Genomic DNA, 20,947 nt, shown 5'->3' with positions numbered 1-20,947 from the left:
CGTACTGAGGGGAAGAGCTCTTCCCCTCAATGGTTTTACTGATGCAAAACAAAACGAGCATCGAGCTTGCCAAGCAACTCAAATGTATTCATGTAAGGCACACCGAACAGTGAGCAAACATTGGGTCAAATCGTCATTGCCCCTGGCGAGTTCGTCCCTGACGGGCACGATACTGGCTATCTCCAAAGCCTGGTGCTGCTGAAGAATCCATGCCCAGTAACCTGGGCAAACCGTCATTGCGTAATAGCGGTTCTTGGCCTCGATCAGCGTGTTCGAATCCAATAGATGCTTCATGCCGATAGTTTCATCCCATAAGTCTTCAACTTGGCAGGCTGCACACCCAGCAGTTTCCCCGCTTCTCGCAGCAGAATCCGCCCGCTCTGCGCTTCTGCCAGAACAGCCTTGCTCAAACGGGTGCTGTTTCTGATTGCCGCGGTGCGGTAGTAGTCCCCTCCACTGCCGTCCTTATCTCGATACGCCTGCAAGATACGACGGTAATAGGCGCCATATTCATCACTGCTGATGTAGCCAAGATCACGGGCACGACGGGCAATCACCAAAGTGCTGACGCGAAAGCGTCCGGCCAAGGGAGCCAGGTTTCCTTCCCAGTGAATATTCGAATCCCAGTGCCCCCGAAAAACCAGCTCCGGCGCCAAGAACTCTCCCGCGACAGCATTGCAAAAAGCTTCTTCCTGGCGGGCACTGTGACTGTTGCCATCGGAGACACCCGTGCTGCCAATCCAGATATGCGCCAGCTCATGCATCAATGTAAAAAGCCGCGCCGTGGGTGCGTCCGCACTGTTGATGAACACCACGGGAGCCATCGCGTTGCTGATCGCAAATCCTCGAAACTCACTCACATCAAGTTTTCGGTGGGTGTTTCCCATGGCAACACCGCTGCGCATGACGAGAATGCCAGCGTCCTCGGCGCCACTTACCAAGGCCCTGAAATAGTCCTCATAGCTCATACGGGCAAAGTCATCCGTCACACCGAGGACGCGACGAATATCTGCAACCACGTCCTTGATGGGCGAACGACTGCTGAAACTTCCCACGAAAGGCAGCGGAGAACGCTCGTGGTCCTGCAAGTACTCCAAATACCAGTCTTGTTTACGGAGCACGTCTATCACGGTGTCTATTAGATTCAAGCTGGGTTTGTCAGGAAAAACACCCTCCCCAGTACGCAGATCGGGGATAGAAAGATGATCCTGCGGCGGAACCTTGAGGAAAAGAAAACCAAAAGGGATATGTGCAATAACGGCCCATTTTTGCGCTTGGTTAAACGTAGGAAGGCTCTGACCTACTTCCCACTCCCTGACACGCCCCAGATGCACCGTGAGACTTTTGGCAACCTTTGCCTCAGACAAACCCGCCCGCTGGCGAGACCAGGAAAGGATCGCGGGATTGATAAAAGCCGTCTGGTTCATAAGGTTCTGAATGCTGTTCAGGGGTGGCCAGGACTATAGAAACGGCGGCAAATCCGGTCAATTGATGGCCCTACGTGGCATTTGTAACAGCATCCACAGCGTGCTGTTTTCCAAACAACGCCACACTCCCCACCCCCACCGCCCCCATCACCACGCAATACCCCACGCAGATCCACGGGCTGGTCGGCATCAACGCAATCAGCAGCAGCGGCGTGGTGCTCGCCCACAGCGCGTAGGCAATGTTGTAGGTAAAGGAAATCCCCGACACCCGCACCTGCGCCGGAAACAGGCCGACCATCACCGACGGCACCGCGCCAACTACGCCGCAACTGAGGCCCGCCACGGCATATGCCGCGCCCAGCCAGATCCCGCCGTTGATCAGGCTGGCGTACAGCACCGCAATCCCCACCGGCAGCATCAGGCTGTAGACCAGCACCGCGCGCCAGGCGCCGATGCGGTCCACCAGCAGGCCGGCCAGGACGCAGCCGATGTTCAGGAACACGATGCCCAACGCGCTCAGGGCGAAGGTGTGGCTGGGGCTCATGCCGAAGGTTTTCTGCATCATGGTCGGGGTGATCACTACCAGTACGACTACGGCGGAGGTGAGTACGCAGGTGAGGATCATCGCGGGCAGCAACACCGCGCGATGGTCACGCAGCACGGTACGCAGCGGGAGTTCGGCGGCAGCCTGGCGGCGGGCCTGCATTTCGAGGAACACCGGGGTTTCGCTGAGCCAGCGGCGCAGCCACACGCCGATCACGCCGAACACACCGCCGAGCAGGAATGGGAAGCGCCAGGCGTAGTCGAGGATTTCTGCGGGGGTGAAGACCTGCGCCAACAGCGTGGCGGTGAGGGCGCCGAGCAGGTAGCCGAAGGTCAGGCCGGCTTGCAGGAAGCCCAGGGCATAGCCGCGATGGTGGGGGGGCGCGTGTTCGGCGACGAAGGTCCAGGCGCTGGGCACTTCACCGCCGACCGCCGCACCTTGCAGCACGCGCAGCACCAGCAGGATCAGCGGGGCGAAGTAACCGATTTGCGCGTAGGTCGGCATGATCCCGATCAGCAGGCAGGGCAAGGCCATCATCAGGATGCTCAGGCTGAACACGCGCTTGCGTCCCAGGTGATCGGCGAAGTGCGCCATCAGGATGCCGCCCAGCGGGCGCGCCAGGTAGCCGGTGACAAAGATGCCGAAGCTTTGCAGCAGGCGCAGCCACTCAGGCATTTCCGGCGGGAAGAACAGCTGGCTCAAGGTCAGCGCGAAAAACACGAAGATGATGAAATCGTAGATTTCCAGGGCACCGCCGAGGGCGGCCAGGCCCAGGGTTTTGTAGTCGGAGCGGGAAAAACGCTGCGCCTGCGTAGGAAAGGTGGCAGTCATGTGGAGGCTCGGCAGACAAACAAAATGGCGTGCAGGTTATGAGCTGAGCCCAATGATGGCAATCGCGACAGATATATTTGTTTTCCTCATGGATCGATGAAGATAACTGCATTCCCATATCAATGGCCGTAGCGGAACATGCCGGAAAATCGCCTGCACCCTAATAACTATAAGAGGAAAGACTCATGGCCGATGCTATCGAAGAAAGCCGCTATGCCCGATTTGCCCTGCGTTGTTCCAATTTCGCCGAGCGCTGGTTTCCAGACTCCTGGGTATTCGCCGCCCTTGCGGTGATCATCGTTGCCGTGGCGACCCTGGGTATGGGCGCCGCACCGACCGAGGCCGCCAAGGCCTTTGGTGATGGGTTCTGGAGCCTGATCCCGTTCACCATGCAGATGGCCTTCGTGGTGATCGGCGGTTATGTCGTCGCCAGCTCGCCGCCCGCCGTGAAACTGATCGACCGCCTAGCGCGTATCCCAAAGAATGGCCGCTCGGCCGTGGCCTGGGTGGCGCTGATCTCGATGGTCGCCTCGTTGCTGAACTGGGGCTTGTCCCTGGTGTTTGGCGGTTTGCTGGTGCGGGCGCTGGCGCGTCGCACGGATCTGCGCATGGATTACCGTGCTGCCGGTGCGGCGGCGTATCTGGGGCTCGGCGCCGTGTGGGCGTTGGGGTTGTCGTCATCGGCGGCACAGTTGCAGGCCAACCCGGCCAGCCTGCCGCCGTCGATTCTGTCGATCACGGGAGTAATCCCGTTCACCGACACCATCTTCCTGTGGCAATCCGGCGTGCTGTTGCTGGCATTGATCGTGGTGTCGCTGATCATCGCCTACGCCACCGCACCCGGCCCGAACAGCGCCCGCGATGCCAAGGCCTGTGGGGTCGACCCGGCGTTCAACCTGCCCAAACTGCAAGCCCCCGCCCGCCCGGGTGAGTGGCTCGAGCACAGCCCCTTGCTGACCATTCTGCTGGCATTGCTGGCGGCCGGCTGGCTGTTCCATGAGTTCTCGACCAAACCGGCGATCAGTGCCATTTCAGGGCTGAACACCTATAACTTCCTGTTCATCATGACCGGCGCCCTGCTGCACTGGCGCCCGCGCAGCTTCCTCGATGCGGTGGCGCGTGCGGTGCCGACCACCACCGGCGTGCTGATCCAGTTTCCGCTGTACGGCTCGATCGCCGCGCTGATGACCGTGGTCAAGGGTGGCGACGGCCAGACCCTGGCGCACCATATCTCCACCTTCTTCACCTCCATCGCCTCCCATGACACCTACGCGCTGCTGATGGGCGTGTATTCGGCGGTGCTGGGCTTCTTTATCCCGTCGGGCGGCGGCAAGTGGATCATCGAAGCGCCATACGTGATGCAAGTGGCCAATGACCTGCAATACCACCTGGGTTGGGCGGTGCAGATCTACAACGCCGCCGAGGCGCTGCCAAACCTGATCAACCCGTTCTATATGCTGCCGCTGCTGGGGGTGTTGGGGCTCAAAGCGCGGGACCTGATTGGCTTTTCGTTCGTGCAGTTGCTGGTGCACACGCCGCTGGTGTTGTTCCTGCTGTGGGCGCTGGGGACGACGTTGAAGTATTTGCCGCCGGTAATGCCCTGACCAATGGATGAAGCATCTGTTGCTGCAACAGGTGCTTCATTCAGGCGCAACAGGAAAACATTCCAATAGATCAGGCAGGGCGCTCTGGATCGTGTCCCAAACCACATCAAGGTTGATATCGAAATAACCGTGGGCAATTCGGTTACGCATTCCGCGCATGCTACGCCATGGGACTTGCGGGTGACTTGACGCAAAATCCGGATACTGGTCCATGATTTTCGTCGAAGCTTCACCAATGATGATCAGGCTCATGATCACCGCTTGCTGAGTACGCTTGTCTTCCAGAAAAACCTCTTTACCCAAGCCATCAACAAAGGTGATCGCATCAGTGGCAGCTCTGCGGATGTGACTCAGATAATCCTCAAGACGGTTCGTTGTCATACCGGCCGCGCCTCGGCCAAGACTTTTGCGCGAAACGTCAAAGGCAAATCGGCCGGCGTCAGTAAATCCACATTTACGCCAAGCAGATCCTCAAGTTCTACCTGCAGCCCACCAAGATCAAAAAGAGTGGTTCCCGGCGGAGCATCGACCAGCAAATCCAGATCGCTGCCCTCTTGGTCGGTACCCAGTAATACAGACCCAAATACTCTCGGATTTGAGATGCGAAAACGGCCTACCACTTCTCTGACGGCGGCTCGCTGTAGGTCAAGGGCGGTTGAAGGTTTCACGGTTCACCTCAGTGGTATCCATTGCAGGTCCAGTCTAGCAGCGCTGACCGTCTGTAGACACATGCATACGGCGCTTTGCGGTGTTACCAAGAGACTCGATACTGCCCAAACATTTGATCCTTATAAACACGGCACATGTCTGATCGAACGCGTGGGCTTATCTCACGCGGATGAATGGCAATCTCTGGCTTCACCCACCAATACCTTTGATTAACCTGACTCGGACTCCTACTCACCTAGCAACAAGGAACTCCGATGACGCCCCTATCCAAATCACTGGAAGAGTTGATCACTGATATTTACCAGGACGGCAACGTTTCAGTCGCTGAATACAGGACCTTGCGCGACGACGCAGATCGCCGCATGGACGCGGTGATCAAGGAGTTCGGCCTGCACAACAACGTGACCGCCTTCCAGAAATCGATCGACGTGGCCATGCAGTTGTTGCAGACCACTGTTGTCGATGCAAAGAAGGCCAGGCTGACCGACACAGGCGAGGCCATCGTCAAGGACGCGGTGACGGCGCAGGTGGAGTACTTGCGCGCCGGCAGCGAGTTGGCGCTGCGCCTGCTGTGATCCGCTGATTCAAATCACTGTCTTCGTTCCGTCACATTGCATTGCTACCGTCCTGCGAAATATCTTGCAACACCTCGCCAAGGACTCCCCGCAATGAGCGACGAGCACGAAGACCGCCCTTCCCCCGATTCCGCAGCCCAACCGCCAGTCGACACCAGCCGTCGGCGTTTCCTGGGGGGCGCGGCGGTGCTGGGGGTTGGCGCAACCTTGAGTGCCTGCGGCAATACCAGCGAAGCACCGGGTAAACCAGTGGCGCGGCCGCTGACGCCGCAAGAGTTGGACAAGGCCTTGCGTGAGCAGGTGAAAACCGTGGTGGTGATCTACGCCGAAAACCGCAGTTTCAACAACCTGTTTGCGGACTTCCCGGGTGTTGAGAAACCGCTGTCGGCGCTATCCGCCGCTGACACGCAGCAGCGTGACCGCGATGGCAGCCTGCTGACGACCCTACCTCCAACCTGGGGTGGTGTGCTGCAAGTCGGCCCGCAAACGGTGGACGGGGTGACCTACCCCAGCGAAGTGCAATTCCAGGAAAACCTGCCCAACGCGCCCTTCGCCCTCAAGGGCCCGAACGCCGAAGACCTGCCGCTGAGCCTGGTCACCCGTGACCTGTGGCACGTGTTCTACCAGAACCAGATGCAGATCAACGGCGGCAAGAACGACAACTTCGTCGCCTGGGCCGACTCCGGCGGCCTGGTGATGGGTCATTACGCCCAGAGCCGTTATTCCCTGCGCCTGTGGGACGTGGCCAAGGAGTTTGTGCTCTGCGACAACTTCTTCCAGGGGGCGTTTGGTGGCTCGTTCCTCAACCATCAATACCTGATCAGCGCCACCGCGCCGTTTTACCCGAATGCCGCGCAATCGGTGGCCAAGGCGCAGATCGCCACGCTGCAAAGCGATGACCCCACCGACCCGCGCCTCAAGCCCCTGGACAAGTCCCCCGCCAGCGCGATGACCGGCCCGCCGCAGTTCGGCCCCAGCGCGCTGACCCCGGATGGCTACGGCGTGAACACCCTGGCTCCGCCGTACTGGCCGACCTGGATCCGCGACCCGGAAAACCCGGACTATTCCAAGCCTGACCTGCCCAACGTGCTGGTGCCGCAAACCCACGAACACATCGGCGACAAGCTGTCGAAGAAGAACGTCGACTGGGCGTGGTACGCCGGCGCCTGGCAAGCGACGCTGGACCAGTTCAAGGATTCGGGCGGCATTCCAAAAATCCCGAACTTCCAGTATCACCACCAGCCGTTCAACTACTTCAAGCAGCAGGGCCCCGAGAACCGCGTCGAGCGCGACAAACGCCTGCGCGATGGCGGTTTGGGGGACGAGTCGAGCACCAACAAGTTCTTCGCCGACGCCCAGGCCGGCCAGCTGCCCGCCGTGACCTTCTACAAACCCCAGGGCAACCTGAACATGCACGCGGGCTATGCCGACGTGGCGTCTGGCGACCGCCATATCGCCCGTGCCTTGAAGGTGCTGCAAGAGAGTCCGCAGTGGAAAAACATGGTGGTGGTGGTGACCGTCGACGAAAACGGCGGCTGGTGGGACCACGTGGCACCGCCAAAGGGCGACCGCTGGGGGCCTGGCACGCGGATTCCGGCGCTGGTGGTGTCGCCGTTCGCCCGCAAAGGCACGGTGGACCATACGGTATACGACACCGGGTCGATCCTGCGCTTGATCACACGGGTGTTCCAGCTCGAGACTCTGGACGGCCTCAAGCAGCGCGATGACGCGATGATCGCCCGCGGTCAGAAACCCATGGGCGACTTGAGCAACGCTTTGCAGTTCAGCGTGTAGGTTTTCTTATCCAATAGCGACATGCCCGTTGAATTAGCACGCGGTTTTCCTGGTCAGCCGCTACTGTGTGGAGGTGGGCTTTCACCCCGCGCAGACGGGCTTTCGCTGACAAGGAAATAACAATGTTCAAACCAACCAGGCTGTCCTTCACCCTGGCCGCACTGATGGCGAGTGCGGTCGTACAGGCCGATGTCGATGTACCGCTGGGGAGCACGCAGCGTGTGACCAAGCTGTTCGCTTTCCCCAACAACTGTAACGTAATCTGCTTTCGACCCTGGACGCTGGAACAGACTGCCGAGCATTACCTGAATCAGAGCCTGCAACGGGATGGGTACACCCGGGCGAAAGTCAGCGTCAAAACCCATGACGGGCAGGTTTCGGCGACCTTCAGCGGCGTGCCGGACAATTATGGCCAACCGCTGACCAGCTTGCTCAATACCGCTGACCTGGCCTATCAAGGCGCGAGCAAGCTCAACAGCGATGGCAAGTGGGCCTACAACTGGTACCTGTTCCTGCCGCTGGGCATGGCCCTGGACAATCGAAAGAGCATCGAGCTGCTGCACTTCCCGCCGGAATACTCGCTGACCCGGGCCCAGGACTACCTTGAATCGGCCACCACCGACCGCTGGGCCACCTTGCTCACGGAGAATGGCATCCCGGCCACCGAAACGCCGGCCTACCAGACCATCATCGATATCGCCCCCATCGCCGCGCCGTCCAATGCGGGCAAGGACCTGGAAACCGTCTACAGCTACTTCACCGATTACCAGACGCGCATGGTCCGGGAGTTGAGCCTGTCCGCCAAAGGGGCATTGCCCATGGTGGCGTTCGGCGCGCCGGTGCGCAGCTGGATCAAGCAACAATACGGGCAGACCGTGGCAGTGCTGGGCCTGGCGCAGATCAGCCCCGCCGCAGGCCAAACTGTTTCGGTGTTGGGTGCCAACCACCCCAGTTACATCTGGTATGCGGCGAGCCCCGACACCTACGACGGCAACGAGCAGAAAGCCGACGAAGCCGGTTTGAAGGTGATGGGCCAGGATCTCAGCGCCGCCTGCTGGCAGGCCGGGATGGGCCAGAAACCCGCGAGCGATCCGAACGTACTGCTCAAGGCGTGCACGACTACCTGGCAAGTCACCCGCAAGGAGCAGACGTGCGAACTGTTCTACACCTCGGTGCGCAATCTATCCCCGGAAGATGCGAATGCCAAATGCGCCACGCCAACCATCAAGACCCAATTGAAACAGCTGCGCAATGCAGCACCACTCCCGACGATCAGCGCGCCGGTGCTGTAAATTGCACAAAAAACAGCCGATTTCTACTGTCAACATTGACAGTAGAAATCAGGTCCATGTTCGGCGAGTCTTGAGCCGCGCCCATCCGCTGCAAGACTGGTAGTCAGCCACCACCCGCAGGTCGATGCAGCCTAAACCAGGAGAGTTATGAAAACTCAGGCCATGGATAAGGCTAAAACCGCTATGAGTGACTGCCTTTACCCTTTCAAGTCCACGCTCGGACAAGGCTACCCAACGGACAGGCAATTCGAGGCGGTGCACAACATTCAAGGGGTGGGCGCGGGAGTCAAGGCGCGCGTGGCCTTTGACAGCCGTGTGTGCATCGCCAAGATCTCAGGCCACGCCCTGAGCGAAAGACGCCTGCACACGGTGCAGTTATCTTCGCGTATCCACCTCTACGACTGCTGGTTCAGTGGCCTGCTGTCGCATTCGTGCAAACCGAACGTGTTTCTCGACTTGCACTACCTGGAGGTCTGGACGTTGCACGAAATCCAGGCCGACACCCTGCTGACCGTGGATTACGCCATGACCGAAGACGTGCTGTTCCGGCAGTTCGCCTGCCAATGCGGCGAATTGAACTGCCGGGGCTGGATTACCGGTCGCAATGAACCATTGAACGCCGAGGGGCAGGCGTTCATGGCCCAGTGGCGCGACCGTAAACGCTCTTAGGCTTCGCCCAGCGGACGCAGGCGGTATTGCGGTGGCAGTTGCTCGAAACCACTGATGGTGGTGTTCAAGCTCTTCCAGCGGCCGTCCTTGATGCCGTAGATGCAGCCATGGATCGACAGGCTCTGCCCACGGTGCCACGCGTTTTGCACAATGCTGGTGTGCCCGACGTTGGCCACTTGCTGGATCACGTTCAACTCGCAGAGACGGTCGACGCGCTCTTCCTCAGTGGGCAATTGGGCCAGCAGGTCGCGGTTCTCGTAGTAGAGGTCGCGAATGGTGCGCAGCCAGCCGTCGATCAGGCCGAACTGACGGTCCTGCATCGAGGCGCGCACGCCGCCGCAGCCATAGTGACCGGTGACCAGGATGTGTTTGACCTTGAGCACGTCCACCGCGTACTGGATCACCGACAGGCAATTGAGGTCGGTGTGCAGCACCACATTGGCCACGTTACGGTGCACGAACAGATCACCCGGCAGCATGCCGACGATCTCGTTGGCCGGTACGCGGGCATCGGAACAGCCGATCCACAGGTATTCCGGGGTTTGCTGGCGGGCGAGCTTGGCGAAGAATTCGGGATCTTCCTGTTTGATCGCGTCCGCCCAGCGTTCGTTGTTATCAAGCAGGTCTTGTAGTTCGTTCATCAGGGAAAGCCTCAGGAATGATGCGCAGTTTTGTGACTGACAACCCCACGTCCAGGTCACGCCCTGCCGGCGAATAACAAGCATGAATTAGCTTGAATCTTTAGGCCGCGCAGCCTGTCCACACACTATAAGCCCCACAGTATGAGGATTGGCCATGACTGAATCACGACGTCCCTACGGCGCTGCACAGCCCGAACCGATTGATGACAATGAAGATCGCATGGGCTCGATGCGCGAGCTCGATTTTGACGAAGACGCGCCCACCACGCATATCGGCGACGAACGGGTGCGGGAGGCCGGGCTGACTGGGGCTTCGACCGAAGACCATGAAGCGACGGACGATGACTTGAGCCCTGAAACGCTGATCCATGAAGATGGAGCAAGGGATGCTCAGGAAGCGGGCGAAGGCGAACCGGCGGACTGGGACCTGAGTGTCGTCGATGAGGATGAGATCGGTGGGGGCAATGGCCTGGATGAGGCCGAATTGGCAGATATTGATCCAGTAGACGGTAACCGCTGACAAAACGTGTCCTACAGGTGGGAGGGGGCTTGCCCACGATAGCGGCATGTCAGACTGATAAGGTGCCTGGTACACCGCCATCGGGGGCAAGCCCTCTCCCACAATGGGGCTATGTATTTAGTCGACCAGGGTGCAGGCCATGACAACCGCATCTTCGCGGCCACCGACAGCCGGGTAATAATCCCGGCGACGGCCGATCTCGTTGAAACCATAGCGCTCATACAGGCGAAACGCGCCGGTATTGCTGTCGCGCACCTCCAGGAAGCACTCCCGCGCATTGGCCGCGTAGGCACGTGACATCAAGTGCTCCAGCAGCGCCAGCCCCAGGCCGCGCCCCTGGTTTTCCGGTTTGACGGTAATGTTCAGCAGGTGCGCCTCATCGAGGATGATCTGCACCACGCCGTGCCCCACCTGCTGCTCACCTTCGAACATCAGCCAGATCTGGTACTTGCCCAGCCCATCGAGAAAGATCCCACGGGTCCAGGGGTGGCTGAAAGCCGCGTATTCGACTTTCAGCACGGCGTCGAGGTCGGCCTCGGTCATCGGGCGGAAGGATAAAGCCTCACTCATCGGTTGTTTTCCAGCGCGCCATCAGCCGGCGCATGGCTTGCCAGACATCAGCCTTACGCTGTGGCTCTTCCATTAATAATTCCAGGCCCGGCAGAGCCCACACCAAGCCCAGGCTTTCGACCTGCAGCTCGCGGTACCAGGCTTCGGCATTGGCCTCGCCGGCAAAACGCACAGCGGGCAAGCCGATCAGCCACAGGCACGCGCAGGGTTCGTCTTCCAGGCGCGCCGACACAAAACCTTGCACGAAATCCCGTGCGGCCTCGGGGCCTTGATCCATGTTGCCACGCACCAGCAGCGGCCAGCGCACCGGGTCGCCGACGATTTGCGGGCTGTCGGGCAGGCCGGCGGCGCGCAGCATGTCCTTGAGCAGCATGTAGGCAGGGTCGCGGGTCTGGAAACGTTCGCCGGTGGGTAACTCGACCAGCAGCAGGCAGCGCCCGGCGCGCAGCAATTGCAGGGCAAAGCGCGGTGGCGGCACCACCGGGGCCTTGACCACCGGGGCCGCCTCTTCGACCACCTTGGCGGTCTTGGTCACCGGCACGGGGCGCGGCACTTCGATCTTGGCGCGCTCGACCACCGGTCGCGTCTCCGGCGTGGGCTTGACCACCGCCACCGGCGCAGCCGCCTCCTCGCCCGAAGACTCGAACGCCTCATAGGGCTCAAGCGCCTGCAACAGCTCGGGCCGCGACGGCGCGGCAAACGGCAGTTCGGTGCGGGGCAGCCAGTTGACCACCTGCATGGCGGTCAAGTAAGCGCGACGTCGGGACTCGATAAGCACAGCTCGGCCACTTGTGGATAACTAAAGAGCGGGGATTCTACCGCTGTTCGGCAACAATCGCCCACTGCGTACTGACCGGCTGTGGATAAATCCCGCGTCCGATGCAGTACAATCGCGACTTTTAATCGCCAACCCGCCGGCCATTCCAATGATCGAACCCAAGCGCGTCTTGCGCGCCCTCGCCGAACACTGGGCCCTGCTTGAGCCACTGTGCGAACACTTCGACCAAGGCACCCTGAGCCTGGGCGAACTGCGCGCACAACTGGCCGCCCAACAACTGGACAGCACGCCACAGGACATCACCAGCCTGCTGGACGTGTGGATTCGCCTGGATATCCTGGTGCCTGTTGCCAAGAGCCCGAACCGCTTCGAGCTCAATGCACAGATCCATGACTTCCTGGCCTATCTTCGCAAGGAGCACCGGCTTGGCCTGTGCCTGGAAATCGAAGCCTACCTGCGCCACCTCGAGCGCCTGGCCGGTTACATCCAGGACGCCTTCGATATCCGTGATGGCCACGACCTGGCCCGTCAGTTGCGCCTGCTCGACATGCGCGTGCGCGACGTGCTGAAAAAACTCGCCAACGACGAACAGGCCCTCGCCGCAGTGGCCGATCGCGCCAAGACCAGCGACCGCCAGATTCCGTTGCGCCAGCGTTATGCCGAGGTCCTCGCGACCTGGGACGAATACGTCGAACCGATGATCCAACTGGTGAACGCCGACGGCGCCTTCGAGCAAGGCGTGCGCAAGGTGGAAAATGTGCTGTTGCGCATGCTCACCGAGCAGCAGCGTCTCGGCCATCTGGTGGACGACGACATGCTGCTGCGCACCCACGCGCGCATCCTGGAGATGCAGACCAGCGCCCAGCTGACTCTGCGCCACGCCCGCGAGCTGCTGCTACCGCTGCGCGAAGAAGCGCGTCGGCACAACGCCGTGACCCGTGGTGCGGCGCTGGCGTTGTCGGCCATTCGCCGTAAAGGCCTGGACGCAGTGCCCCAGGCGGCGATGCCGATGTTCACCCGGCCGCAGAGCACCTTCCTCGGCAGTGCCAGCCAGGTGGAAGCCTACGTGTATGCCCTGGCGAATTTCGAGCCGAAACCGGCGCGTTTTCCCAAGGCGCACAAGTCCCACAAGGGCGACGCCCAGCGCGCACCACGCACCGTCAAGGAAATGCTCGAGCGCTGCGAAGACGCGCTGCCGATGCCGGACCTGATGACCTGGCTGCTGGAGCAGGAACCCGACGGCGCCACCGACGAATTGCTGTACTGGTTCTCGCGCCTCTCGCGGGAAAAACGCTTCAAGCGCGAACGCCTTGAACGCCGCGACTACCACACACACGAGCACCAGGTCAGCCTGCGCTCCTTCGCCCTGCTCCCGGCCAGCCCTGATGCAGCCGAGAATTCTGCGAGCACACCTTATGCATCTTGATCTATCCGAACTGTCCCAGCTGGCGCCGATCTTTCGCGAGCTGTTCAAGGGTTACCACGTCAGCCGCCGCGACCCGGAGCTGTACGCACAACTGTCGAACTTCCAGGACCAGTACCGCACGCTGTTCAAGGCCCTGGGCTTTGAGCTGGTGTGCGACACACGGGGCTTCTACTACTTCGTGCCGGACACCGCCGTGGCGGCCGCGCAGGTCAACAAGACCGCCCAGCGCCTGGCGTTGTTCACCTTCATCATCGTCGAGCACCTGGCCGACCAGGGCCGCGACCCGATTGCCGTGCTCGACGGTGGCAGCCTGGGCCGTGATGAGTTGCCGTCGTTGCTGGAGAAGTACCGCGACCTGTTTATCCAGGCCGAAGTGCAGACCCAGGAAGAACTCGAAGAAAAAATCATGCGCCGTATGACCCAGTTGGGTTTTGCCAGCGAAGACAACGGCATCTATCGCTTCCTGCCGCCGATGCACCGCTTCCTGGATGTGTGCCTGTCGGTGCAGCAAGACCGCGACCTGGCAGCCAGCGTGCACAGCGTGTTGCCGCTGCCGGCACCGGTGATCATCGACGAAGACAGCGATGAGAAATTGCTGAAAACCGATGACCCACTCGACTTGAGCGACTTCGCCGATGAAAGCGAAGAAGACGCCCTGGCCCGCGCCATTGCCGAAGAACAGGAGACCGATGCATGAGTAAGGAACGCTACGGCATCCGCCGCTTCGCCCTATTGAACACCGCTGGTTACAGCCTGGGTCTGTTCCCGCTGGAAGAGCCGCTGTCGGTATATGGCGCAAACAACCTGGGTAAATCCGCGTCGATCAACGCCTTGCAGTTCCCGATCCTGGCGCGCATGTCGGACATGAGTTTCGGCAAGTACACCCTGGAACAATCACGGCGCTTCTACTTTGCCACCGACACCAGCTACATCCTCGTGGAAGTCTCGCTGCCCCACGGCCCACACGTGATCGGCGTGGTCGGGCGCGGCCCGGGCGGTGGTTTCGGTCACCAGTTCTTTGCCTATGCCGGCAAGCTGGACCTGGCGCACTACCAGAAGAACGACACCTGCCTGCGTCAGAAGGAGCTGTTCACCAACCTTGAGCGCGAAGGCCTGAAAGCCTACGAACTCAAGCCGGATGAGCTGCGTCGCTTGCTGGTGGGTGGGCATACGTCAATCCCGCTGGACCTGACGTTGATTCCGCTGCGCTCCACCAGCGAGCAGAGCCTGAAGACCTTCCGCGCGCTGTTTATCAACCTGCTGCACATGCGTGAAATCACTGCGGCCAAGCTCAAGCAATTGTTTCTCGATGCCTTCGAACACAGCTTGCGTTCCGGCAGTGTCGATTACATCGCCGCGTGCGAAGAAGCCTTCCGCGATGTAAGGCGCATGGAGCAGGACTACAACTCCCTGGTCGCCGCCGGCCCGCTGGTAGAAGCGCTGTCCAATGGTGTTCGCCAGCGCGACGTGCTGCGTGGCAAATTGCATCGCCTGTCGCCGCTGCTGGATTCGTTGCTGGGCACCTGGTCGGACTACGCCAGTGCACGCAAGGAAGAACTGACGATCCAGGCCGAGCACTACCGCAACGAGCAGGACGCGCTGCAGAACGACCAGCGTGGCGGCACCCAGGAGCTGATGCGCCTGGAGCGGGAAATCAGTGGTATCCAGCGTTGGTTGGGCGAGTTGTCGGTGCTCAGGCATCGATTTGCCCTGGTGGATGACGTCAAGGTGCTGGAACAGCAACTGCTGGCGGCCAAGGATGCCCACGATGAGTTGGCCGGCGCCCTGGCGCAGTCGCGGCAGTTCAGCGCCGAGGATCTGGACGAGCGTTTGCGCGACCTTGAAAAGCGCTTGAAGTCGGTCAAGCAACAGCTCGACCATGCGGACAACAACAGCTACGCCAAACTGCGGGAAGAATTCTCACAGCAAGACGTCGAGCGTCTGATGCGCCTGTTCAACAGTTCGCTGTTCAGCCTGCCGTTGGGCGAGCACGGCATCACGCTTGACGAAGACGGCCAGTGGGTCAAATCCCTGGAGCAGATCCTCGACGGCTTCAAGGGCGAGCGCTTTGAAGTGCCGGGGCTGTCCATCGACATCTCCCATATCGAACCGCCGGCATTGCAGGCCCTGGCAGATCGCGCGGCGTTGCGTGACCAGAAGGAACGCCTGGAAAAAGAACTCAAGCAGTTGAAAACCCAGCAGGCTGTAGCCTCCGACCGTGCCGCGAGCAAGACGCAGACCGAAGCGCTGTACCAGCAGGTGCTCGATGCGCAAAAGGCCCTTGAAGACTTCCGCCGTGCACAAACCCTGAGCGCCGAAGAAGGCGAGAAGCTGGAAAACCTGGCGCAGATGGAAGCGGCGCAGGATGAGTTGAAGCGCTCCAGCGATGCGTTCACCGAGCGCGTTCAGCAGCTGTCGGCCAAGCTGCAACTGGTGGGCCGCCAGATCGGCGATATGGAAGCCAAGCAACGTACGCTGGACGACGCGTTGCGTCGCCGTCAGTTGTTGCCGGCGGATCTGCCGTTCGGCACGCCGTTCATGGACCCGATCGACGATTCCATGGACAACCTGTTGCCGCTGCTCAATGACTATCAGGACAGTTGGCAAGGTTTGCTGCGCGCCGATGGCCAGATCGAAGCGCTGTACGCCCAGGTTCGCCTCAAGGGCGTGGCCAAGTTCGACAGCGAGGATGATGTTGAGCGTCGCCTGCAATTGCTGATCAACGCTTATGCGCACCGCACGGATGAAGCGTTGACACTCGGCAAGGCCCGCCGTGCGGCGGTCACCGATATCGCACGGACCCTGCGCAACATCCGCAGCGACTACGACAGCCTTGAGCATCAATTGGCGTTGTTCAACCGTGAGATCAACAAGCGCCAGGTCTCCAACCTGCAAAGCTTCCGCATCGTACTGGCGCCGAATAAGGAAGCGCTCAAGCATATCGACCAGATCATCCACAGTGCCGGTCAGTATGAAGAAGGCGAAACCCTCTCGGTATTCGACCTGAGCCAGAGCGCCGAGCAGGACAACAAGAACGAAGAAGCCAAGGAGTACCTGGCGCGGCTGGTAGCGGCCAACCACAACCAGCTGGGCCTGAAGGATTTGTTCGAACTGGCGTTCGAGATTACCAAGGTGCATGGCCAACCGGTGATTCATACTGACATCGATGGCGCCGCGTCCAACGGCACCACCATGACCATCAAGGCGCTGACCAACATGTACCTGTTGCTGCACTTGATGGACCGCGACCAGGCCGGGCGTGTGCGTTTGCCGTATTACCTTGACGAGGCAGCGGATATCGACGAGAAGAACCAGGCCGCATTGCTGGAGACCAGCTTGCAGTTGGGCTTTGTGCCAATCCTGGCCAGTGTGAAGCCGCAGGTGTCCGCCCAGGTGGCGATCGACCTGGAAGGCGGCAGCGGGCCGAATGGGATCTACATTGATGAGGCGGACTGGAAGTACATTCGCCGTCATGATGTGGTGAAGGCAACGGTTAATGTACAGGCGGATGAGCCGCAGTTGGATGAAGTCTGACGCCCTGCGCTGAAATGCAAAAAGGCCGCGATCTCATGGATCGCGGCCTTTTTTGTGGCGCTTATTTGCCGAGCGGGATTTTAGGTGCCCAAGTCAGCCACTCATCTTCGAACTTGTCGAACAGCGGGAAGGTTTGCTGTGGCCGGGCGGCATTGCCCATGCGCTCGCCATCGGGTGTGGCGAAGGCGATACCGCCGGCGACCAGGGTCTCCAGGGATTCCGTGCGTACGGTGGCGCCTTTGAACAGGCCGAAGTCGAGGCCAAAGCCACTGGTGTTCCAGAACCGGCTCCCGCCACGGACCAGCGGGGCATATTTGGGCTCGATCAGAATGTGGATCAATACACGGTCGGCAGTTTGCCCCAGCTCGTAGCCGGTGACTTTGCCCACAGTGACTTCGCGGTAGGTGACCGGCACGCCCTCCTTCAGCGAACCACGGCGGGCGGCGCTGAGGGTCAGGCTCAGGCCGGCTTCCTGATGGGCGGCTTCAGGGGGCTGGGCGAGCGCGACAAAACTCTTTTGCGGGCCGGCGTTTTTCGCAGCCGGTTGCACTTCGATGTATTGACCGGTGACCAGGGTTTCCAGGTTGGCGGTTTTCATCAGGCCCAGCTCAGGCTTGACCACCCAGAACTGGCTGCCGACGCGGGCGATGCGGTCAGCCACTTGGGTGATACGCGCACTGAGCAGTACCGATTGCATGTCGGCACTGAGGTCGACACTTTCAATCTTGCCCACGTCCAGGCCTTTGAAACGCACAGGAGTGCCGGGACGCATGCCGTCGGCGCGGTCGACCTTGATGGTCACCAGGGTACCGTGCTGGTTGGCAGCATCGCGGTCGGCAAACAGGCGGAAACGCGGGATGCGTTTTTTCAGCGGAACGTTCTGCTCGGGTGTTTCGAAGGCGATGCCACCCGCCATCAGGCTGGCCAGGGATTCACTCTTCACCTGGATTCCACCAGTGAGACCACCGGTCAGGGTGACACCACTGGCGTTCCAGAAGCGCGTCGAGCCATTGACCAGGTTTTCGTATTCCTTCTCGATGTGGACGCCGATCACCAACTGCTTGTTCTTGCGCGAGAACTGGTAGCTCTGCACCGAGCCCACCTTGACCTGTTTGTAGAGGATCGGACTGCCGACATCCAGGGAACCGAGGTTGTCGGTGAACAGCACCATGTGCAGGCCAGGGGAACGCAGGTCCAACGGTGGCGCCTTGGCCCGTGCGACGTACTCACGCTGTGGAGGCGTCCCTTTGTCCCCCGGGCGAATGGCGATGTAGTTCCCTTTGACCAAGGCTTCGAGCCCTGTGATACCCGCCAGGGAAATAGACGGTTTGACCACCCAGAACTGAGTGTCCTGTACCAGGTAATCTTCAGCCAGGGGATCGAGGGTCAGCTCGGCGTTAGCACTGGAAAGGTCCGGATTGATCTTCAGCGTTTTCAAGCTGCCGACCTGGATACCTTTGTACATCACCGGAGTGCGGCCAGCCTGCAGGCCTTCGAAGTCGGAGAGTGTGACCTTGACCTTGATTCCGGCCGCAGCGGCGTCGAAATCTTCGTACAGGCGGAATGGCAGACTTGGGTCCGTAGGCGGACTGTCCTTGCGGTTCTCCGGCGTGGCGAAGGCGATACCGCCGGCAACGATGCTTGAGAGGGATTCGCTGCGCACTTTCACGCCGGAGAGGTTCGCATCGATGCTGATGCCGCTGGCGTTCCAGAAACGTGTGTGTTTACGCACAAGGCTGGCGTAGGTCGGTTCGATATAGACCTTGATCTCGACGGTGCTCTGGTCTTCGGAGAGCAGGTAGCTTTTGACCTGGCCCACCTGGATCTGCTTGTAGAACACCGGGCTGCCACGGTTCAGCGAACCCAGACGGTCAGCCTTGATGGTCAGGTGCAAGCCGGGCTTGGCGTCGGACAAGGGGGGCTCTTCGGAGAGCGCCTTGAACTTGCGCGTGGGCTCACCGTCACCAGGGCTGGCGGCGATGTAGTTGCCCGACACCAGGGTTTCCAGGCCAGTGATGCCGGCCAGGCTGACACTCGGCTTGACCAGCCAGAAACGCGTGTTGGTCTTCAGGTACTGTTCGACATCCTTGTTCATCTCGATGGTAGCAATCACCCCGCGATTGTTACCTTCGTCATCCAGGGCCAGGGCCTTGACCTTGCCCACCGGCATGCCTTTGTAGACCACTTCCGTTTTGTTGACCTGGATACCTTCGCCACTCTCAAAGCGCACCTGGATATCGATGCCCTGTTGAGAATAGGCACGCCACCCCAGCCAGCCACCGATGATCAGGGCAATCAGAGGTAACACCCAAATGGCCGACCAATTGGAGGCGGGGCGGGTTTTAGCTTTTGGCAAATCACTCATGGTCGTCGTCCGACTCCGTGTTATCCCAAATCAGTCGGGGATCAAAAGTTACTGCGGCAAGCATCGTCAAGATCACCACACTGGCGAACGCCGCAGCGCCGAGATTGGCCTCGACACTGGCAAGTCGCCCAAAATTTACAACCGCCACCAGGATGGCGATCACGAAGATATCCAGCATGGACCAGCGGCCAATGAATTCGATAAAGCGGTACATCACAATGCGTTGTTGCGCGGACAACGGTTGGTGACGCTGCACCGAGAACAGTAGCAGACCTATGCCGACCAGCTTGAACGTCGGCACCAGGATGCTGGCGATGAACACCACGGCAGCGATGGGGTACATACCATGCTGCACCAGCTGGATCACGCCCGCCATGATGGTGCTGGGATCACCCTGACCAAGGCTATTGATGGTCATGATGGGCAACACATTGGCTGGAATATACAAGATGGCCGCCGTGATCAGCAGTGCCCAGGTGCGGGTGAGGCTGTTGGGGCGGCGGGCATGGACCAGCGCACCACAACGCGTGCACAGCTGCTCATCGCTATCAGTGTCCTGTTTGTTCAATTCGTGGCATTCGGTACAAATCAGAATGCCTGCATCAATCGCCCGCATGATCATCCTCTCCTGACAACGCTTGCCAGATCTGGTGGGGCGACATCACCACCTCAAGCAGTACTTGAACCATCAGCAGGCTGATAAAACAGACCAAGCCCAGGCCAATGGTGATGGACGCCATATCGGCGAGTTTTACGATCGCCACCAGCACCCCCATCAAGTAGACCTCCAACATCCCCCAATCCTTCATGTGGTGGTAGATGCGGTACAACAGCAGTCCATAACTGCGGCCGATATTCCAACGGATGCTGAGCAGTACTGCCAACTGGCAAATCAGCTTGAGCAATGGGATGCCCATGCTGCACAGGAACACAACGGCGGCGACGCCTTGCATGCCGGTATCGAACAGACCGACAACGCCGCTCCACACGGTATCCTCGGAGGACTGCCCAAGTAGATTGAGCTGCATGATGGGTAGAAAGTTCGCGGGTATATACAGCAACAGTGCAGCCAGCACCAAGGCGAGACTTCGCTCAACGACATTGTGGCGGTGAGCGTAAAGCTCATAACCGCAACGCGGGCATTGGGCTTTTTCGCCGAGGGAGAGCACCGGTTTGCGCATCAGCAAGTCGCACTCATGGCATGCCACCAGGTCGTCCAGTGGTAAATCCGATAGCTCTAGGGCATCAGCCGGATCAGGCATAGATAGGGCTCTGGCTCTAAAAATGGTTAGGTGCCTATTCTAGTGCTCTGGTTCAGAAATAACTGTGCAAATTTGTCGTGGGGTAGGTAGTGCTTGAGTTTCCGACCGCCCAAAACAAAACCCCTGACTGCGTTAGCAATCAGGGGTTCTGGAATTTAATCTTGACGATGACCTACTCTCACATGGGGAAACCCCACACTACCATCGGCGATGCATCGTTTCACTGCTGAGTTCGGGATGGGATCAGGTGGTTCCAATGCTCTATGGTCGTCAAGAAATTCGGGTACTGAGTCGCGGCCTCGGCCTCGCTTCAGCAAATTGGGTATGTGACAGCTTTCGGTGTTTTGTGAACGTCGAACTTTCGGTTCATTTCGTCTTCACACACCGCAATCTGATGCTCGTTAGAGTAGTCAAATTGCTTGGGTGTTATATGGTCAAGCCTCACG

The 20,947-nt window shown here is 59.9% G+C and carries 19 protein-coding genes, 1 rRNA gene and 1 pseudogene; 9 read left to right on the top strand and 12 right to left on the bottom strand.

The features are described from left to right. Window positions 1–126 precede the first annotated feature (126 nt). The 3 genes and pseudogenes from AC3WP7_RS00105 to AC3WP7_RS00095 form a co-directional block, all read right to left on the bottom strand. Window positions 127–294: pseudogene (locus tag AC3WP7_RS00105) on the bottom strand (DUF4411 family protein); the annotation flags it as partial. Continuing rightward, window positions 291–1,427, bottom strand: a complete 1,137-nt coding sequence (locus AC3WP7_RS00100; RefSeq protein WP_092240518.1) for an ImmA/IrrE family metallo-endopeptidase — start codon at window positions 1,425–1,427, stop codon at window positions 291–293. The pseudogene AC3WP7_RS00105 and the gene AC3WP7_RS00100, both read right to left, overlap by 4 nt. A 70-nt stretch (window positions 1,428–1,497) precedes the next feature. Beyond that, complete coding sequence (locus AC3WP7_RS00095) at window positions 1,498–2,802, bottom strand: MFS transporter (RefSeq protein ID WP_093512582.1); 1,305 nt, start codon at window positions 2,800–2,802, stop codon at window positions 1,498–1,500. A gap of 185 nt (window positions 2,803–2,987) precedes the next feature. On the opposite strand from AC3WP7_RS00095, the gene AC3WP7_RS00090 reads away from it, so the two are divergent. Continuing rightward, window positions 2,988–4,406, top strand: coding sequence for a short-chain fatty acid transporter (locus AC3WP7_RS00090; protein ID WP_092240514.1), 1,419 nt, complete (start codon window positions 2,988–2,990; stop codon window positions 4,404–4,406). Window positions 4,407–4,442: 36 nt separating this feature from the next. On the opposite strand, the gene AC3WP7_RS00085 is transcribed toward AC3WP7_RS00090, so the two are convergent. Together AC3WP7_RS00085 and AC3WP7_RS00080 are read right to left on the bottom strand one after the other, a co-directional pair. Beyond that, window positions 4,443–4,787, bottom strand: coding sequence for a HepT-like ribonuclease domain-containing protein (locus AC3WP7_RS00085; protein ID WP_093529290.1), 345 nt, complete (start codon window positions 4,785–4,787; stop codon window positions 4,443–4,445). Beyond that, window positions 4,784–5,074, bottom strand: coding sequence for a nucleotidyltransferase family protein (locus AC3WP7_RS00080; protein WP_076955290.1), 291 nt, complete (start codon window positions 5,072–5,074; stop codon window positions 4,784–4,786). The genes AC3WP7_RS00085 and AC3WP7_RS00080 overlap by 4 nt, the downstream gene beginning before the upstream one ends. 255 nt (window positions 5,075–5,329) lie before the next feature. On the opposite strand from AC3WP7_RS00080, the gene AC3WP7_RS00075 reads away from it, so the two are divergent. The 4 genes from AC3WP7_RS00075 to AC3WP7_RS00060 all read left to right on the top strand — a co-directional run bounded on the left by AC3WP7_RS00075 (window position 5,330) and on the right by AC3WP7_RS00060 (window position 9,405). Continuing rightward, window positions 5,330–5,650 (top strand): hypothetical protein, encoded by a 321-nt coding sequence (locus AC3WP7_RS00075; RefSeq protein ID WP_092240512.1) that lies wholly within the window; start codon window positions 5,330–5,332, stop codon window positions 5,648–5,650. 93 nt (window positions 5,651–5,743) lie between these two features. After that, window positions 5,744–7,444: an acid phosphatase gene (locus AC3WP7_RS00070; protein WP_102591650.1), complete on the top strand. Its 1,701-nt coding sequence runs from the start codon at window positions 5,744–5,746 to the stop codon at window positions 7,442–7,444. A gap of 122 nt (window positions 7,445–7,566) precedes the next feature. Continuing rightward, complete coding sequence (locus tag AC3WP7_RS00065) at window positions 7,567–8,736, top strand: hypothetical protein (protein ID WP_102591651.1); 1,170 nt, start codon at window positions 7,567–7,569, stop codon at window positions 8,734–8,736. 147 nt (window positions 8,737–8,883) lie between these two features. Beyond that, window positions 8,884–9,405: an SET domain-containing protein gene (locus tag AC3WP7_RS00060; RefSeq protein WP_102591652.1), complete on the top strand. Its 522-nt coding sequence runs from the start codon at window positions 8,884–8,886 to the stop codon at window positions 9,403–9,405. Here AC3WP7_RS00060 and can read toward each other — a convergent pair. Beyond that, window positions 9,402–10,046, bottom strand: coding sequence for a carbonate dehydratase (can, locus tag AC3WP7_RS00055; protein ID WP_010213394.1), 645 nt, complete (start codon window positions 10,044–10,046; stop codon window positions 9,402–9,404). The two genes, AC3WP7_RS00060 and can, sit on opposite strands and share 4 nt — an antisense overlap. Window positions 10,047–10,200: 154 nt before the next feature. Here can and AC3WP7_RS00050 point away from each other — a divergent pair, with 154 nt between their 5' ends. Beyond that, a complete protein-coding gene (locus tag AC3WP7_RS00050; protein ID WP_102591653.1) occupies window positions 10,201–10,566 on the top strand; it encodes a serine kinase/phosphatase in 366 nt (121 codons plus the stop codon). A 117-nt stretch (window positions 10,567–10,683) separates the two neighbouring features. Here AC3WP7_RS00050 and rimI read toward each other — a convergent pair whose 3' ends face one another. Beyond that, on the bottom strand, window positions 10,684–11,136 hold the full coding sequence (gene rimI, locus AC3WP7_RS00045; RefSeq protein ID WP_093512588.1) for a ribosomal protein S18-alanine N-acetyltransferase: 453 nt from the start codon (window positions 11,134–11,136) through the stop codon (window positions 10,684–10,686). Then, the gene (locus tag AC3WP7_RS00040; RefSeq protein ID WP_093512590.1) at window positions 11,129–11,875 is read right to left on the bottom strand and encodes an energy transducer TonB; all 747 of its coding nucleotides are present in this window, start codon (window positions 11,873–11,875) and stop codon (window positions 11,129–11,131) included. Before AC3WP7_RS00040 ends, rimI begins: the two co-directional genes overlap by 8 nt. A 187-nt stretch (window positions 11,876–12,062) precedes the next feature. Here AC3WP7_RS00040 and mksB point away from each other — a divergent pair, with 187 nt between their 5' ends. From mksB to mksF, 3 genes are read left to right on the top strand one after another with little or no spacing between them, the layout of a single operon-like run. Beyond that, on the top strand, window positions 12,063–13,340 hold the full coding sequence (mksB, locus tag AC3WP7_RS00035; protein ID WP_071490983.1) for an Mks condensin complex protein MksB: 1,278 nt from the start codon (window positions 12,063–12,065) through the stop codon (window positions 13,338–13,340). Next, window positions 13,330–14,037 (top strand): Mks condensin complex protein MksE, encoded by a 708-nt coding sequence (mksE, locus tag AC3WP7_RS00030; protein WP_016974932.1) that lies wholly within the window; start codon window positions 13,330–13,332, stop codon window positions 14,035–14,037. Before mksB ends, mksE begins: the two co-directional genes overlap by 11 nt. Further along, window positions 14,034–16,874 (top strand): Mks condensin complex protein MksF, encoded by a 2,841-nt coding sequence (mksF, locus tag AC3WP7_RS00025; RefSeq protein ID WP_102591654.1) that lies wholly within the window; start codon window positions 14,034–14,036, stop codon window positions 16,872–16,874. Before mksE ends, mksF begins: the two co-directional genes overlap by 4 nt. Window positions 16,875–16,935: 61 nt before the next feature. On the opposite strand, the gene AC3WP7_RS00020 is transcribed toward mksF, so the two are convergent. The 4 genes from AC3WP7_RS00020 to rrf all read right to left on the bottom strand — a co-directional run bounded on the left by AC3WP7_RS00020 (window position 16,936) and on the right by rrf (window position 20,776). Then, a complete protein-coding gene (locus tag AC3WP7_RS00020; RefSeq protein WP_092240494.1) occupies window positions 16,936–19,239 on the bottom strand; it encodes a PqiB family protein in 2,304 nt (767 codons plus the stop codon). Next, window positions 19,232–19,855: a paraquat-inducible protein A gene (locus AC3WP7_RS00015; protein WP_071490979.1), complete on the bottom strand. Its 624-nt coding sequence runs from the start codon at window positions 19,853–19,855 to the stop codon at window positions 19,232–19,234. Before AC3WP7_RS00015 ends, AC3WP7_RS00020 begins: the two co-directional genes overlap by 8 nt. Further along, window positions 19,842–20,501 (bottom strand): paraquat-inducible protein A, encoded by a 660-nt coding sequence (locus AC3WP7_RS00010; RefSeq protein WP_092240492.1) that lies wholly within the window; start codon window positions 20,499–20,501, stop codon window positions 19,842–19,844. Before AC3WP7_RS00010 ends, AC3WP7_RS00015 begins: the two co-directional genes overlap by 14 nt. Before the next feature lie 159 nt (window positions 20,502–20,660). Beyond that, window positions 20,661–20,776 (bottom strand): 5S ribosomal RNA (rrf, locus tag AC3WP7_RS00005). Window positions 20,777–20,947: the final 171 nt, after the last annotated feature.

The organism is Pseudomonas sp. FW305-3-2-15-C-LB1 (assembly GCF_058787615.1).
This window is presented reverse-complemented; position numbering and strand designations above follow the sequence as displayed.

Coding starts and splice junctions, on each gene's coding strand:
- AC3WP7_RS00010 (WP_092240492.1), bottom strand. CDS start 20,501: ATGCCTGATCCGGCTGATGCCCTAGAGCTATCGGATTTACCACTGGAC.
- AC3WP7_RS00085 (WP_093529290.1), bottom strand. CDS start 4,787: ATGACAACGAACCGTCTTGAGGATTATCTGAGTCACATCCGCAGAGCT.
- AC3WP7_RS00040 (WP_093512590.1), bottom strand. CDS start 11,875: ATGCAGGTGGTCAACTGGCTGCCCCGCACCGAACTGCCGTTTGCCGCG.
- AC3WP7_RS00060 (WP_102591652.1), top strand. CDS start 8,884: ATGAAAACTCAGGCCATGGATAAGGCTAAAACCGCTATGAGTGACTGC.
- AC3WP7_RS00020 (WP_092240494.1), bottom strand. CDS start 19,239: ATGAGTGATTTGCCAAAAGCTAAAACCCGCCCCGCCTCCAATTGGTCG.
- AC3WP7_RS00015 (WP_071490979.1), bottom strand. CDS start 19,855: ATGCGGGCGATTGATGCAGGCATTCTGATTTGTACCGAATGCCACGAA.
- AC3WP7_RS00090 (WP_092240514.1), top strand. CDS start 2,988: ATGGCCGATGCTATCGAAGAAAGCCGCTATGCCCGATTTGCCCTGCGT.
- mksF (WP_102591654.1), top strand. CDS start 14,034: ATGAGTAAGGAACGCTACGGCATCCGCCGCTTCGCCCTATTGAACACC.
- mksE (WP_016974932.1), top strand. CDS start 13,330: ATGCATCTTGATCTATCCGAACTGTCCCAGCTGGCGCCGATCTTTCGC.
- AC3WP7_RS00050 (WP_102591653.1), top strand. CDS start 10,201: ATGACTGAATCACGACGTCCCTACGGCGCTGCACAGCCCGAACCGATT.
- AC3WP7_RS00070 (WP_102591650.1), top strand. CDS start 5,744: ATGAGCGACGAGCACGAAGACCGCCCTTCCCCCGATTCCGCAGCCCAA.
- mksB (WP_071490983.1), top strand. CDS start 12,063: ATGATCGAACCCAAGCGCGTCTTGCGCGCCCTCGCCGAACACTGGGCC.
- AC3WP7_RS00095 (WP_093512582.1), bottom strand. CDS start 2,802: ATGACTGCCACCTTTCCTACGCAGGCGCAGCGTTTTTCCCGCTCCGAC.
- rimI (WP_093512588.1), bottom strand. CDS start 11,136: ATGAGTGAGGCTTTATCCTTCCGCCCGATGACCGAGGCCGACCTCGAC.
- can (WP_010213394.1), bottom strand. CDS start 10,046: ATGAACGAACTACAAGACCTGCTTGATAACAACGAACGCTGGGCGGAC.
- AC3WP7_RS00075 (WP_092240512.1), top strand. CDS start 5,330: ATGACGCCCCTATCCAAATCACTGGAAGAGTTGATCACTGATATTTAC.
- AC3WP7_RS00065 (WP_102591651.1), top strand. CDS start 7,567: ATGTTCAAACCAACCAGGCTGTCCTTCACCCTGGCCGCACTGATGGCG.
- AC3WP7_RS00100 (WP_092240518.1), bottom strand. CDS start 1,427: ATGAACCAGACGGCTTTTATCAATCCCGCGATCCTTTCCTGGTCTCGC.